Source organism: Amycolatopsis palatopharyngis, from assembly GCF_003385185.1.
GTDB lineage: Bacteria > Actinomycetota > Actinomycetes > Mycobacteriales > Pseudonocardiaceae > Amycolatopsis > Amycolatopsis palatopharyngis.
Map to the genome: position 1 here is coordinate 125,725 of NZ_PQHZ01000008.1, position 14,642 is coordinate 140,366.

Annotated in this window: 12 protein-coding genes; 6 read left to right on the top strand and 6 right to left on the bottom strand. The window is 68.4% G+C overall.

Features of this window, described 5'->3' with window-relative positions:
* Positions 1-4: 4 nt before the first annotated feature.
* Entirely contained in the window at positions 5-2,062 is a 2,058-nt protein-coding gene (locus tag D0C15_RS08685) for a DNA gyrase/topoisomerase IV subunit B (protein ID WP_116042810.1), read from the bottom strand.
* Between the two features lie 252 nt (positions 2,063-2,314).
* Between D0C15_RS08685 and D0C15_RS08690 the strand changes: the two genes are divergently transcribed.
* Entirely contained in the window at positions 2,315-2,623 is a 309-nt protein-coding gene (locus tag D0C15_RS08690) for a DUF3040 domain-containing protein (protein ID WP_116042602.1), read from the top strand.
* Here the strand turns inward: D0C15_RS08690 and D0C15_RS08695 are convergent.
* Entirely contained in the window at positions 2,610-3,947 is a 1,338-nt protein-coding gene (locus tag D0C15_RS08695) for a cytochrome P450 (RefSeq protein ID WP_116042605.1), read from the bottom strand. The two genes, D0C15_RS08690 and D0C15_RS08695, sit on opposite strands and share 14 nt — an antisense overlap.
* Positions 3,948-4,055: 108 nt before the next feature.
* Here D0C15_RS08695 and D0C15_RS08700 point away from each other — a divergent pair, with 108 nt between their 5' ends.
* Together D0C15_RS08700 and D0C15_RS08705 are read left to right on the top strand one after the other, a co-directional pair.
* Positions 4,056-4,721, top strand: a complete 666-nt coding sequence (locus tag D0C15_RS08700) for a HemK2/MTQ2 family protein methyltransferase (protein ID WP_116042607.1) — start codon at positions 4,056-4,058, stop codon at positions 4,719-4,721.
* Positions 4,693-4,953 carry a CDGSH iron-sulfur domain-containing protein gene (locus tag D0C15_RS08705; protein WP_116042609.1) on the top strand — a complete coding sequence of 87 codons (261 nt, stop codon included), beginning with the start codon at positions 4,693-4,695 and terminating at the stop codon, positions 4,951-4,953. The genes D0C15_RS08700 and D0C15_RS08705 overlap by 29 nt, the downstream gene beginning before the upstream one ends.
* A 122-nt stretch (positions 4,954-5,075) precedes the next feature.
* On the opposite strand, the gene D0C15_RS08715 is transcribed toward D0C15_RS08705, so the two are convergent.
* From D0C15_RS08715 to D0C15_RS08725, 3 genes are read right to left on the bottom strand one after another with little or no spacing between them, the layout of a single operon-like run.
* Positions 5,076-6,098, bottom strand: a complete 1,023-nt coding sequence (locus D0C15_RS08715; RefSeq protein WP_116042611.1) for an iron-containing redox enzyme family protein — start codon at positions 6,096-6,098, stop codon at positions 5,076-5,078.
* 11 nt (positions 6,099-6,109) lie between these two features.
* Positions 6,110-7,270 (bottom strand): carboxylate-amine ligase, encoded by a 1,161-nt coding sequence (locus tag D0C15_RS08720; RefSeq protein ID WP_116042613.1) that lies wholly within the window; start codon positions 7,268-7,270, stop codon positions 6,110-6,112.
* Entirely contained in the window at positions 7,267-8,835 is a 1,569-nt protein-coding gene (locus D0C15_RS08725; protein WP_116042615.1) for an FAD-dependent oxidoreductase, read from the bottom strand. Before D0C15_RS08725 ends, D0C15_RS08720 begins: the two co-directional genes overlap by 4 nt.
* Positions 8,836-8,941: 106 nt before the next feature.
* Here D0C15_RS08725 and D0C15_RS08730 point away from each other — a divergent pair, with 106 nt between their 5' ends.
* The 3 genes from D0C15_RS08730 (at position 8,942) to D0C15_RS08740 (ending at position 13,702) form a co-directional block, all read left to right on the top strand.
* Complete coding sequence (locus D0C15_RS08730) at positions 8,942-10,228, top strand: ATP-grasp domain-containing protein (protein ID WP_425455369.1); 1,287 nt, start codon at positions 8,942-8,944, stop codon at positions 10,226-10,228.
* Positions 10,229-12,253 carry a CocE/NonD family hydrolase gene (locus tag D0C15_RS08735; RefSeq protein WP_116042619.1) on the top strand — a complete coding sequence of 675 codons (2,025 nt, stop codon included), beginning with the start codon at positions 10,229-10,231 and terminating at the stop codon, positions 12,251-12,253.
* A 150-nt stretch (positions 12,254-12,403) separates the two neighbouring features.
* The gene (locus D0C15_RS08740; RefSeq protein WP_245975655.1) at positions 12,404-13,702 is read left to right on the top strand and encodes an HNH endonuclease signature motif containing protein; all 1,299 of its coding nucleotides are present in this window, start codon (positions 12,404-12,406) and stop codon (positions 13,700-13,702) included.
* Positions 13,703-13,723: 21 nt separating this feature from the next.
* Here D0C15_RS08740 and D0C15_RS08745 read toward each other — a convergent pair whose 3' ends face one another.
* Positions 13,724-14,611: an arginase family protein gene (locus D0C15_RS08745; protein WP_116042621.1), complete on the bottom strand. Its 888-nt coding sequence runs from the start codon at positions 14,609-14,611 to the stop codon at positions 13,724-13,726.
* Positions 14,612-14,642 lie beyond the last annotated feature (31 nt).

Consider the following 14,642-nt stretch of genomic DNA (forward strand, 5'->3'; position numbering starts at 1 on the left):
AAGATCAGGCGTCGATCGCGTTCCGGTCGACCCTGGCCGCGGATTCGACGAGCCAGTTGCGCCTCGGCTCGACCTTCTCCCCCATCAGCAGTTCGAGCGCCTGCTCCGCGGCCTCGGCGTCGTCCAGGGTGATCCGGCGCACCGAACGGGTCGCCGGATTCATCGTGGTGTCCCACAACTCGTCGGCGTCCATTTCACCGAGCCCCTTGAACCGGGGCACCGGCGTCACGATCTGCTTGCCCGCCTTCTCGAACTCGGCGACCGTGTCCTCCATCTCCCGCTGGGAGAAGGTGAACCTGGTCTCCGGATTACGGCCCTTGGTCACGACCTTGTGCAGCGGCGGCATGGCGGCGTACAACCTGCCCTCCTCGATCACCGGCCGCATGTACTTGGCGAACAGGGTGATCAGCAGGGTCCGGATGTGTGATCCGTCGACGTCGGCGTCGGCCATCAGGATCACCCGGCCGTAGCGCAACGTCGAGGTGTCGAAGGTGCGCCCCGAACCCGCACCGAGCACCTGCACGATCGAAGCGATCTCGGCATTCTTCAGCGTGTCGCCGAGGCTTGCCTTCTGCACGTTCAGGATCTTGCCGCGCAGGGGCAGCAACGCCTGGTACTCCGACACCCTCGCCATCCTGGCCGAGCCCAGCGCGCTGTCGCCCTCGACGAGGAACAGTTCACTACGCGACACCCCGGTGGTGCGGCAGTCGACGAGCTTCGGCGGCATGGCCGCGCCCTCGAGCGCGGTCTTACGGCGTGCGGCATCCTTCTGCTGTTTCTGCACGAGGCGCACCCGCCCCGCGTCCACGACCTTCTGCAGAACGGTTTTGGCTTCGGTCTTGGACCTGCGGTTCTCGGTCCACTCCTTGATGTGGCGCTCCACGACGGTCTGCACGACCTTGGTGATCCCGGCCGTAGACAGCTCGTCCTTGGTCTGCGAGGTGAACTGCGGTTCCGGGATCCGTACGTGGACGACGGCGGTCATGCCCTCGAGAACGTCCTCGAGGGTGGGCGGGTCCTCCTTCGGCTTGAGCAGTCCCCTGGTCTTGGCGACGGCGTCCTGAACCGCCTTGAGCACCGCCCGATCGAACCCCTTGCGATGCGTGCCGCCGTGCACGTTGTGGATGGTGTTGGTGAAGGATTCCACGGTGCGCTCGTATCCGGTGCCCCAGCGGAGCGCGACCTCGACCTCGGCCCTTCGCTCCACTTTGGACCGCATCACGCCGTTCTCGTCCGCGGCGTTCTCCCGGTAGGTACCTTCACCGGTGGCGAAGAGAATTCCGGAGACCGGCTTGTCCGACGCGGGCGTGAGGAAGTCGACCATGTCGGCGAGGCCGTTCGGGAAGTGGAACGTCTCCTCCCCGATCTCGCTCTCCACCGCGTGGCGCAGTACGTAGGTGACGCCGGGCACGAGGAAAGCCGTGTGCCGCAGCTTCGACCGCACCTCGTCGACGCCGAGTGCGGCGCCCGCCTCGAAGTAGCGGGAGTCGTACCAGTACCGGATCGAGGTGCCGGTCGACTCGCCCCGCTTCATCTTGCGGACCACACGCAGCCCGGACTGCCGGGTGAACTTCGCCTTCGCCCCGGGTCCGTCGAACACGCCGGGGACACCGTGCGCGAAGGACATCTCGTGCACCTTGCCGTCGCGCTTGACGGTCACGTCGAACCTGTGGGACAGCGCGTTGACCGCGGAAGCGCCGACACCGTGCAGGCCACCGGAGGTCTTGTAGCCCGAGCCGCCGAACTTGCCCCCGGCGTGCAGGCGCGTCAGCACCAGCTCGACGCCGGAAAGGCCGGACTTCGCGTGCACCCCGGTCGGGATACCGCGGCCGTCGTCGTCCACCTGCACGCTGCCGTCGGCGTGCAGGGTCACCACGATGCGGCTGGCGTACCCGGCGACTCCTTCGTCGGTGGAGTTGTCCACCACCTCGGCGAAGAGGTGGTTGATGCCCCGGCTCGCGGTGGACCCGATGTACATGCCGGGCCGCTTACGGACTGCTTCCAACCCCTCGAGATGAGTCAGGTCGTCAGCCCCGTAGAGGGTCTCAGCAGAAGCAGTCACAGGGTCGCTCTCCCAGATCGTGGCGTGCGGGCGGGCCGCGCCGACAGGCCCACCGGTGGCGTCGAACCGGCGCCTCACCGTACTGGAGGGTATCCGAGGCCACCGACAGATCGTCGGACTACGCCTCGGCGAGTGCGCCGGACCTGCCCGCCGATCGCGTCAGGCGAGAATCGCATGCCGGGCGGCGCGACGTGATTGGCAAAACGGACACAGGGTATCCCCCGGCAACACGAGTAAGGCCGGGAGGCAGCCATGTCACACCTGAGTGAGCAAGAACGCAGGATGCTGGAGACGATCGACCGGCAGCTGTGCGACGACGACCCGAAGCTGGCGCGGTCCTTCGAGAAGATCGAGCGCCGCAGCTCGCGCCGATGGCCCTGGATCACCGCGCTGGCGGTATTCCTGCCGCTGTTCGTCGTGGGCATGATCGCGGCGATCCCCATGCTCGCGGCACTCGGCGCCATGGGATCCGCGGTCGCGCTGGCCGTCCGGTTCGTCTCCCGCAGCCAGCAGGCCGAGCAGGAGCGTCGCGGGGACGGGGGCGGCCTCAGGCCGGAATGAGCGAGAACCGCAGCGCGAAGTTGTCGATGGTGGCCGGCAGCCGCCCCGGTACCAGGCTCGGCCCCGACTCGACGCCGATGTCGTGGTTGCGCAGTAACTCCCCGAGCAACGTGCTGACCACCAGCAGCACGAGGTTGCGCCCCGGACACCGGGCAGGCCCGTCACTGAACGGAACCAGCGCCGGATACCGCTTCGCGCTCCCGTCGAGCCAGATGCCGGGAGCGAACTTGTCAGCGAAGGGCAGCTGCTCACTGTCACGGTGGAAGTACGGACAGTAGATGAGCATGGTGGTGCCGCCGGGTAGCCTGGCGGTCCCCCAGCCGGATTCCTCCGTACTGCGGCGCAGCAGCAGTGGTGTCGTCGGCCACAGCCGGACCGTCTCGAGTGCGCACGCACGAAGGAACGGCAGTTCCTGTGCGGCGTCGTGCTCGCGCGGGGAGAGCTCCGACCGCGCCCGTTCCGCCTCGCCTGGATGCGCGGCCAGCAGGGCCAGCGCCCGCATCGTGACCATTCCAGCTGCGTCGAACGCGAACAGCCAGTGCGCGACCTGGTCACCCGCGCTTCCGCCGGCTACGTGCCGCGCGTCGAGCACGGCGGCGAGGCTGCCGGACTCGGCGCGGTCGAGGTGACGACGGAGCAGCAGGCCGAAACGCTCGCGCGTCCGCTGCCGCCGTGGCCGTAGATAGGCCCAGTTGGCGTCCCTGCGCAGCTTCGTGAGTACGTCGGTGACCTCATCGTCCTCGCGGGCCTGCGCGCCGAGGACGAAGCGCCGGACGATACGCCACCACATGCGGTTGAACCGATCCCAATCCAGCCGCACCTGCCGCGTACCGTCCCCCACCAGTTCGCCTGCCTCCTCGCGGACGATCTGCGTCACCTGGTCTGCCAGCTCGTGCAGCGCGCGTTCGGGCTGCAGGACCGTCTCATTGAGCGAGCGCCGGGCGGTTCGCTCGGCGCCGGTGGAGATCAACACACCGTGTGGCTGGAAGTGCCGCAGCGCGGCCACCTTCTCGATGCTCGCCGGGCTGAAGGGCTCGGCGGCATCCCGCAGTATCCGGCCGACCGCGGCGGAGCCGAGCGGCAGGGCGATCGACCGGCCGGGGACCGGCAGCGTCAGCAGGCCTTCCCCGTACCTGTCGCGCAACCGCCGCAACAGCGCCACCGGCCGTCGGTCGGCCTGCATCCGTTCGGCCATCCGCAACATGATCGGCCTGCGTTTGATCACGCCGATCGTCAGCGCGGGCAGCAACACCGAACTCGCGAGTCGCGCCGTGTCGGCCGCGCTCGCCCGCACGATTCGCCCACTCGCGAAGTTCTCTGTCATGCGGTCCCCTCGCTGCCGGCTGCCAGGCCGGTTACCCGATCCGGGGCAGGCGGAAACGACCGCGGCCGCTCGCGGTTTGATCGAGAGAAGCAGAGGTACTCCCTGCGCATGTGGTTACTGCGACTTCCCGGTGTGTACCGGCCGCAGGCCGACACCTGGCTACTCACCAGGGCGCTCGAAGAGGCCCACGTCGGCCCCGGTGCACGAGTGCTCGATCTGTGCACCGGAACCGGTGCGGTGGCACTGGCCGCCGCCCGGCTCGGAGCGCGCGAGGTCACCGCCATGGACACCAGCAGGAGGGCGGTGTGGTGTGCCCGCCTGAACGCGGGCCTGCGAGGTCTTCCAGTCCACGCTCAGCGGCGCGATGTCCTTGGGAAACCTCCGTTGACGGGTTTCGACCTCGTGCTCGCCAACCCGCCCTACGTTCCGTGCCGGCCGGGGACGCGGGCCCGCTCCCGCGCGGCGCGCGCATGGGACGCCGGTCCCGACGGACGTCGTTTCGTGGATCTGCTCTGCGGCACGGCGCCGGCGTTGCTGGCCAAGGGCGGCACGATGTTGCTGGTGCACTCCTCCCTGTGCGGGGTGGAGAGCACGCTCGCTGCCCTGCGCGATGCCGAACTCAAAGCGTCCACTGTGGCCCGTTCCGCCGAACCCTTCGGGCCGGTGCTCTCGAACCGGACCGATTACCTCGAGGACACGGCGCTGATCGAACCCGGACAACGACATGAGGAGCTGGTGGTGATCCGTGCCGACCGGACAGAACGGCGCTCGTGACCGGGAACCACGCAGGGTGCGCGTGGTTCCCGGCGGACCGGTCCTCGTGGAGGGTCCGGTGGAGCTGGTGACCCCGGACGGGGAGACGGTGACCTCCGACCGCTTCCTGGTCGCGGTCTGCGCCTGCAGGCGTAGCAAACGTTTCCCCTTCTGCGACACCAGCCATCGCAGGAAGGTGCGTTCCGCGGGTGAGGCCGATCAGCCCGTGCGCGCGGCGACCAGCCCGGACTGATAGGCGAAGACCACGAGCTGGGCGCGGTCACGAGCGTGCAGTTCGTGGTCTTCGCCCGGCTGACGTGGTCCCCGACACCCGCATCAGCGCCGCGGAAGGAGCCCACCTCGCGGCACCGCGCCTCAGAACACCGTGTCCCGCAGCGATGTGCGGCCCTGCCTCCAGCAGCTGAGCAGGTGTGACTCCAGCCGGTCCTCGAGGAACCCGGTGGCGCGCACGCCGAACACGACGTCGGCGTCCAGTTCCGGTTCCCTGGCAAGGAGGTCACCGAGCACTTCGTGGCGGAGCACCTGCTCATGCACCGCATCGGCCTCTATGTGCTCGGTGAAGAAGTACCGGCAGGCTGGTGCGGCGCCGAGCCGGTCCAGTGCGGCATCCATCCGCCGCGCGCTCGGAGCCGTGGTGATCTCGGCGGCGGCGAAGTGCCCAACCAGTGCGCCACGCAACCGCCGATGCAGTCCGAACAGCGACATCATGTTGACCGGCGCGAGGCCTGCGGCGGGCACCCGGTCCAGGTAGTGCAGGTAGTCCGGCGAAAGCCCGGCCGCGGCGAGCAGGTCGGCGAACAGCTGGGCGTGCACCTGGTCCCCGCGACCAGCGCCGAACTCGTCGTACTCCACGGCGACGAGCGCGGCCTTCGCGGTCCCCCGCAGGCGGGGGATCACCCAGGCATGCGGGTCGGCCTCCTTCAGGTGATAGATCGAGCGGTGGACGAAGTACTCGCGCATCTGCCACCAGTTGCCGTGCTCCCGCAGGTGGTCGCTCACCCCGCTGCCGTCGACCGGCTCCACCAGCAGCTCGTCCAGTACTCCGTCGACGTCGGCCGGACCGCCGTCGGCGGAGACCCCAGCGCGCAGCGCGGCGAGGAAGGGTCGTTCCATCGCCGCGCGCAGGCGCAGCAGTTCGGGATCCCATTCCCAGTCCGGGTCGACACCGGCGAAGCCCTGGTAGTGCAGCTCGTAGCACACCTGAAGGGCGAGTTGCAGGTCCTCGCCAAGCGGGTCGGACGACCCGGCCTCCGTGAGGTCGAGCCCGTCGCCGACGGCGCCGCGCCGGTTCTGTCGCAGCGCCTCGAGCACGGCGGCCGAGAGCGGTCCGCGCGCCGCCGGTAAGGCCGCACCAGTGGCGGAACCGGTAGCCGCCATGGGCTGGGCAGTCATCGATCACCTCCGTCGTCGTCCGCCGAGTACCCGGTCGCGGGTTCTCCTACCCCAGGCCGAGGCGTCGTGTGCGTCTCTCGTGCCAGCATGCGAATGACGGCGTGCGTGCCGTCCCGCGCGGCTCGGCGCTGCCGCTGCGCACCGGTCCCGCGCGCCCGCACCAGAGACAACAGGCGCAGCACACTCGGCAGGTCGCCGGCCTCCTCCAGCGCGGGCCGTAACCGGTCGACGAGGTCGCGCAGCAAACCTGCGGCCGGAATCCGGCGTGCCCGCCACATGTCGACGCCGTCGCCGTCCAGGCCGTAACGGGCGGCCGACCAAACCGCCGCGGCAGCGATCTGCTCCCCTGGCCGGGCAGCGGGAGCACCGCGCTCCACGTCGAGCACCGTCGTGCGCACCAGCGCCCTCGTCAGCAGTGCGAACAGGACCGCCTCGTCGATCGTGGTGGCCGTGTCGGCAACTCGGAACTCGATGGTCGGCAGCGTGGGCGATGGCCGGGCCAGCCAGAACGACATCCGTTCGTCCACGAGCACACCACAGTCCACGAGGCGGGCGACCTCGGCATCGTATCCGGCACGATCGGCGAACCAGGGCGGAACGCCCGAACCGGGAAAGCGCGACTGCTGCACCATGCGCCAGCTACCGAACCCGGTGTCGCGGCCGTCGTGTAACGGCGAGTTCACCGAGAGCGCGAGCAGGGTCGGCAGCCATGGCCTCAGCCGGTTGACGACGGCGACCGCGAGCTCCGGATCGGTCACGCCGACGTGTATGTGACATCCGCAGGCCTCGTAGTCGGCGACCATCCCCGCGTAAACGCTGTCGATCCTGGCGAACCGCTCGGACCTGTCGTCCACAATGGATGGAGCGGAGAAGGGTGGCGTACCCGAGGCCACCAGGAACGCGTCGGCGGAGCGGGCTCGCTCCGCGAGCCAGGTACGGGCCGCCAGCAGGTGCGCTCGCAGATCCTGCTCGCCCGCGCAGATCCCGGTGGCCGCCTCCACCTGCGTGTCGCGCAGCTCCGCATGCAGTGCGACACCCTCGGGCAGTCCGACCGGCGACTGCGCGAGTACCTTCGGCGCCAACCCGACGGTGTGCCCGGAGCCGGGGTCCAGCAGGAGGAACTCCTCCTCGACTCCCAGGGTGTGCCCGGCCGTCACAGCCGTGGCAGCGGGCTGGTGGCGGGTCCGCAGACCACGGACCCGTCGATGCCGAACCGGGATGCGTGGCAAGGGCAGTCCCAGGTCTTTTCCGCGTTGTTGAACGCGACGACACAGCCCAGATGGGTACAGTTCGCCCCGACCGCGTGCAACGTGCCCTGTTCATCGCGGTACGCCGCGACGGGACGTACGCCCGAGGTACTCACCCTGGCCGACCCTGCGGGCAGGTCGTCGAGGCCGGACCGGTCGATGGCGGCGCGCAAGTGGTCCCCGACGAAGTGCTTGCCCACCTTGGCGTTGGCGCGGGCGAGTTCCACCGCACCGCGCGCGTCCATCCGATTCGGGTCGTACAGCGAGGCGGCCGTGTTCTCGTTGCCGAGTATCAGGTCGCTCAGCAGCAAGCCCGCGGCCGTGCCTCCACTCATTCCCCACTGGCCGAAGCCGGTCGCCACCCAGAGATGCTGTGCCGTCGGGTGGTACTTGCCGATGTAGGGCACCGAATCCACGGTGGACATGTCGTGCGCGGACCATCTGTGAGTGACGGTCCGCATCGACACGTGCTCGGCGGCCCACTCGGCCAGGGACCGGTAGCGTGCCTGGACGTCCACCCGCTCGCCCGTCCGGTAGTGCTCCCCGAGGACGATTGCCATCGGGCCGGCCTCCGAGTCGTATCCACGCACCGAATGCTTGGTGGACGCGTCCAGGTACATACCGGTGATCTGGTCCTTTTCGGACCGGACAGGGCCGGCCACGACGAGATCGTGGGTGGGTTCCAGCCTGGCGAAGAACAGGCCACGGTCCAGGATCGGGTAGTGCGTCGCGACCACGACGTCCCGGGCCCGCACGGTGCCGTGTGTCGTGCGCACCTGCTGGGTGCCCCGTTCGTCCACGCCCTGTGCCCGCACACCCTCGGCGATCGCTCCGCCTGCCCGCTCCACCGCGTCGGCAAGACCGAGCAGCCACCTGCGTGGGTGGAACTGGGCCTGGTCTGCGAACCGGACAGCACCGACAGACGATACGGACAGCTCGATGTCCTCCGCGTCGTCGACGAACGCGGCGGGCAGCCCGGCCGCACAGGCGTCGTCGACCTCCTTACGCAACTGGCCCAGCTGGTCACTCCGGGTGGTGTACACAAAGCTGTCCCTGCGGCTGAAACCGCAGTCGATCTTCAACTCGGCCGCGGTGCGCTCGACCCAGTCGATCGCCGCCGACTGCGTCCTGGCGTAGTGGGCAGCCGCCTCGGCCCCCTTGCGTTCGGTCAGTGAGTGGTACTTGAGCCCGTGCTGCGCACTGAGCTTCGCCGTCGTGTGCCCGGAGACACCTGCCGCGACCTCGCCTGCCTCGATCACCAGCACCGACCTGCCGGCTCGAGCCAGTAGATACGCCGTGGTCAGGCCCGCGATACCGGCTCCGAGCACGGCCACTTCGACCTCGGTGGGCAGCGCGCGGCCTCGCCGGTCCGGTGCCGCTGCGGTCTCCACCCACAGTGACCGCGGCACCGGAAGGCCGTCATTGTCCGCATTGCCCGGAGTGACCTGGTCGTCGCCGAATTCGCCGCCGCTCATGCCGGTTAAGTGCCCCGTCCTTGCGCTGGCAAAACGTCCGAGGGGGTTTAGCAGGGACCGATTGGGGGACCTGATTGCTGGGGGCGGACAGAGTGAAGGAGCAGCAGTGAGTCAGATTGACGTGTTCGTGGTGGGTCTGGACGAAGCCAACATGCGGACGCTCAACGACGTGCCCGACGCCGTGCAGTACCGCTTTCACGGTTTGCTGAGCATCGAGGAGGTCCAGCACGGAGAGATCCCGATCGCGGATCTGATCCAGAAGGCGGAGAAGACGCTGGACGACTTCGAGGGCGAGATCGGGGCCATCGTCGGTTACTGGGACTTCCCTGTGAGCACGCTCGTGCCGATCCTGTGCAAGCGGTACGGTCTGCCGAGTTCCGATCTGGAGGCGATCGTCAAGTGTGAGCACAAGTACTGGAGCAGGCTCGAGCAGCAGAAGGTGATCGAGGAGCATCCCCGGTTCGGGATCGTCGACCTGCAGAACCCACGGGTGCCCGAGGGCATGAGCTACCCGATGTGGCTCAAGCCGGTGAAGTCCTTCTCCTCGGAACTGGCCTTCAAGGTCAAGGATGACGCGGACTTCGAGTACGCGACACGGGAGATGGCCGAGGGCATCGACCGCATCGGCAAGCCGTTCGAGTACATCATGGAGCAGATCGACCTGCCGCCGGAGATCGCGGAGGTCGGCGGGGCCGCCTGCCTCGCTGAGGAGGCGATGTCCGGGCAGCAGGCCGCGTCGGAGGGCTATGTGCACGACGGCGAGGTGGTGGTCTACGGGGTGCTCGACTCGCTGAACTACTCCGGCACCTCGTCCTTCCTGCGCCACCAGTATCCATCGCAGCTGCCGACGCCGATGGTGCGGCGGATCCGCGAGATCTCCGAAAAGGTGATCAAGCAACTCGGGATGAACAACTGCACGTTCAGCATCGAGTTCTTCTGTAAGCCGGAGTCCGACGACGTCTGCCTGTTGGAGGTCAACCCCCGGCATTCGCAGTCGCACGCGGAGTTGTTCGAGTTCGTGGACAGCGTGCCCAACCACTTCTGCATGCTCAGCGTCGGCCTTGGCCGTGATCCCAACCTGCCGCACCGCAAGGGACCGTACGAGATCGCGGCGAAGTGGTACCACCGCAAGTTCAACGACGCGCTGGTGACGAAGCTGCCAACGGAGGAGGAGATCGAGGCGCTGCGGGAGGAGATCCCCGGGCTCCACGTCGACCTCCAGGCCATCGAGGGTCAGCGGCTGTCGAGCCTGCCCGGCCAGGACAGCTACAGCTTCGAACTCGCGCACATCTATCTCGGTGCGGACAACCAGGAGGAGCTGGAACAGAAGTACGACCACGCGGTCGAGCAACTGCACTTCGAGTTTGCGGACGAACAGGAGGAGACCAGGTAGATGCGGACGGTCAGCTCGCTGCCATACGAGATCAAGGAGGACGAGCACGTCTGGATCCCCACCGCGGACGGCACCAGGCTCGCCGCACGGGTGTGGCGGCCGTTGTCCTCCGAGGACGAACCTGTCCCGGCGATCCTGGAGTACATCCCTTATCGCAAACGGGACCTGACCGCATGGCGCGACTCGATCCACCATCCGTACATCGCGGGCCATGGGTACGCCTGTGTCCGGGTGGACCTGCGTGGTAGCGGCGATTCGGAAGGCGTTCTGCGCGACGAGTACCTGGAGCAGGAACAGCTCGACGCGGAGGACGTCCTGGCGTGGATCGCGGCGCAGCCCTGGTGCACGGGGCGAACCGGCATGATGGGGATCTCCTGGGGCGGGTTCGCCGCGCTGCAACTCGCCGCCCGCAAGCCGGAGAGCCTCGGGGCGATCGTGATCTCGTCGTTCACCGACGACCGGTACTCCGACGACATGCACTACGAAGGCGGCTGCCTGCTGTCGGACAACCTCGCCGAGGCGGGAACGATGTTCGCGCACAGCACCCTTCCACCCGACCCGATGCTCGTCGGCGGGCGCTGGCGGGACATGTGGCTGGAGCGCATGAGCAACGCGGGCCCATGGATCGACGAGTGGCTCGAACACCAGCACCGGGACGAGTACTGGCAGCACGCTTCGGTGTGCGAGAGCTACGACTCGGTTTCGGTGCCGGTGCTCGCCTCGAGCGGCTGGGCGGACGGTTATTCCAATGCGGTCACCCGCCTGCTGGAGAATCTCGATGTGCCGCGCAAGGGCCTGATCGGGCCCTGGTCGCACAAGTACCCGCACCTCGGGGTGCCCGGCCCTGCCATCGGGTATCTGCAGGAAGTGGTGCGCTGGTGGGACCACTGGCTCAAGGACGCGGACAACGGGGCGCTGGACGGTCCGATGCTGCACGCATGGATGCAGGACAGCGTGCCACCCTCGACCTCGTACGAGGACCGGCCGGGACGGTGGGTCGGCGAACCGGAACTGCCCTCGCCGCACATCGAACCCACGCAGTACTCGCTCGCGCGCCACCGGATCGCGCTGCCGGAGAACCCCATCCCCGAGGAGACACTGACCGTCGAATCGCCACTGTCGGTCGGCCAGTTCGCCGGGAAGTGGGCGTCCTACAACGCTCCGCCCGACCTGCCCTACGACCAGCGCGAGGAGGACGGCGGTTCCCTGGTCTTCGACACCGAGGCGCTCACCGAGCCCTACGAGATACTGGGCGCGCCCGAGGTCACCTTGGAACTCTCGGTGGACAAGCCGGTCGCGATGGTGGCCGCTCGCCTCTCCGACGTCGCCGAGGACGGGCGTGCCACGCGAGTCACCTACGGGATGCTGAACCTGACCCACCGGGACAGTAACGAGGCGCCGGAACCGCTGGAGCCGGGGCGACGCTACCGGGTGTCGTTCGAGCTGAACGGGGTGGCCCAGTCGTTCCCGCCCGGCCACCGGATCCGGCTGTCGCTGTCCACGTCGTACTGGCCGCTGGCGTGGCCACCACCCGAGCCGGTGCTGCTCTCGGTGTACACTGGGTCGAGTTCGCTGACGCTGCCGAGGCGGCCGATCAGCGAATCCGACGAGGTCCCGACGCGACCCTTCGGTGAACCCGAGGGCGCCGAACCCATTTCGATGACCCAGGTACGGCCCAGCGAGCACAAGTGGACCGTCTGTCGTGAACTGACGGACTACAGCTCGGCGCTGGAGATCGTGAAGGACAACGGCACCGTGCACTTCGACGACATCGATCTCGATGTGGCGAAACGTGCGTACGAGAAGTACAGCTGGGTGGCCGACGATTTCGAGTCACCGACCGGTGAGACGAACTGGACGGTCACGTTCTCTCGAGGTGGATGGTCGGCCACCACGGTGACCCGGACCCGGCTGAGTTGCACGGACGCCGACTTCGTCCTGCATGCGCAGATCGACGGTTACGAGGGCGATCAGCGGACCTACTCGAACAACTGGTCGCGGGTCATCCCCCGCCGTTTTGTCTGACACCCCCGTTCGCACTTTCCCGGGAAAGTGCGACGGGCGGGGTGGGGTGTGCGCAGTGGGGGTGGTCGCGGGGTGCCGTTGGGCGGGGTTGGTTGACCGCTTGCCGACGGGCGCTGCCGGTAGAACGTGTGTTCGAGTAGCGTCGGTGACGTGGACAACGAGCAGGTACTTCCGGTGTGGCAGCTCTCCGAGGGGGAGCTGCTCGGTGGGTTGCTCGAGTCCGAGAAGGCTCTGCGTCGGCAGTACGGGCGGATGCTGGAGTTGGTCGCGGAGGCCGGCAAGCGGGGTCTGGCCGGAGAACAGGGGTATCCGAGCATGGTGACCATGCTGGTGATGGCGTTGCGGCTGTCCCGCGGCGAAGCCAAAACCCGCGTCGCCCAGGCGACTGCCTCGATGCCGCTCACGAAGGACGCTCTGGCGGCGGGAGAGATCGGGCCGGAGCACGTCACCCAGATCCAGAAAGTCCTCGCCCAGGCCCCCGCTGCTCTGCCGGACACCGACCGCTTGGCGTCGGAGCGGACGTTGGTGGAGTTGGCGCGGCAGGCTCGTCCGGTGGATGTGGCGAAGGCTGGGCAACAGATCCTGGGGCACTGGAACATCGAAGGCACCCCACCGGAGGATCGGGAGCGCCGCCACGCCGGGCCGCATCGGGAGTTCCGGGGTCGCTACCGCTACGACGGACAGTACGTGTTCACCGGCGAACTCGATCCCGAGACCGCGGCCGAACTCGAAGGCGCGATGCATCCGCTGGCCAAACCCGACCCCGTTGATGCCGACGGGCTGCCGGACCCGCGGACCCCGGTGCAGCGCCAGGGTGACGCTCTGGCCGAGATCATCGGGCTGGCCGCCCGCGCCGACGACCTGCCCACCACCGGCGGGGAACGGGCCGTGGTGACCGTGACCGTGTCGCTGGCCGAGCTGGAACAACGCGCGGACACCGCCATGCTCGACGCCCGTGGCTACACCTCCATCAGCCAACTCCGCCGCTGGTGCTGCGAGGCGAAAGTCCTACCCGCCGTGCTCGGTTCTCAGGGGGAGGTCCTCGACCTCGGCCGCGCCACCCGCCTGGCCACCCCAGCCCAACGCCGAGCCCTCGCCATCCGCGACCGCGGCTGCACCCGCCCCGGCTGCACACGCGGTCCAAAGTGGTGCCACGTTCATCACGTGCTGACGTGGATCGACCACGGACCGTCCGATCTGGACAACATGATCCTCGTCTGCGCCCGGCACCACCGCGAACTGCACCACACCGAATGGTCGGTCCGCATCCGCCACGGAACACCGGAGTTCATCCCGCCGGAATGGCTGGATCCGGAACAGAAACCCATCCGCAACACCGCACACGACCCGCCGACGGTCCGACACCAGGAACCGGTCCTGCCAACCCAACGCCAAGCACCCAGACGGACCGCACCGTACGCAACGACCTCACACCGACCGTGGTCCTAGGGCACTTCCCGCGAAAGTGTCTTAGGACAGCGCGTCGACCAGGACCTCCGTGAGGCGCTTTCCGCCGTGCAGTCCGGGATCCCGGTCGGGGTCGTAGATGGTCAGGTCCAGCCCGACCACCCGCGGCGATTCCAGTAGGCGCCGCAGAATCGCCGTGAGTTGCTCGAAGGTCAGGCCGTCGGGCTCCGGGCTGTCCACGGCTGGCAGCAGGCTCGAATCGATCACGTCGGCATCGACGTGGATCCAGAACCCGTCCAACCCGGGACTATCGACCACTGCCAGCGCCGCTTCTGCCGCAGCGATCGGGTCGTGTCCTGCGGCGGGGGCGTCCACCAGGCGAAGGCCTGCGGCGGCGGCCTCGTCCGCGTACTCATCATCGCTACGGAAGCCGATGGCCGCTGTGTCCCCCGACCTGATGTACGGCCGAGTGCCGTCGAGGGTCGCGAGCGCACCGCCGAGGCCGGTGACCATCGCGAGGCTTTCCCCGCCTGCCGCGCCCACCGCATCGCTGTTTCCGGGGTGGCGGTAGTCCAGCCCGTCCAGTGACACAAGTCCGTACCGGCCGGCACGGTGCAGGGCGAGGCCTATACCGACAAGGATGCTGCAGTCACCGCCCAGCACGACGGGCAGTCGCGCGTGCTCGAGAAGCGGCGCGATCCGCGACGCCAGCGTGCGCGAGTAGTCCGCGATGGCCTCCTCGTTGCGGACCGTCCCCGGTGTCCACCGTGAGAGGTACCGCGGTGGCGTCACCACCCCGGCGTCGTGCGCGTTCAGCCGGGCCAGCAGACCCGCGTCGCGAAACACGCCGGGCGCCTTGTAGCAACCCGGTACCGCACCTTCCTCCGGTGGCCGCAACCCGAGGTTCGATGGTGCGTCCAGCAGCGTCAACGGCTTGTCCCCGAAGCTCATCCCCAGCCCTTCTCTCTCTCGTACTCCTCGG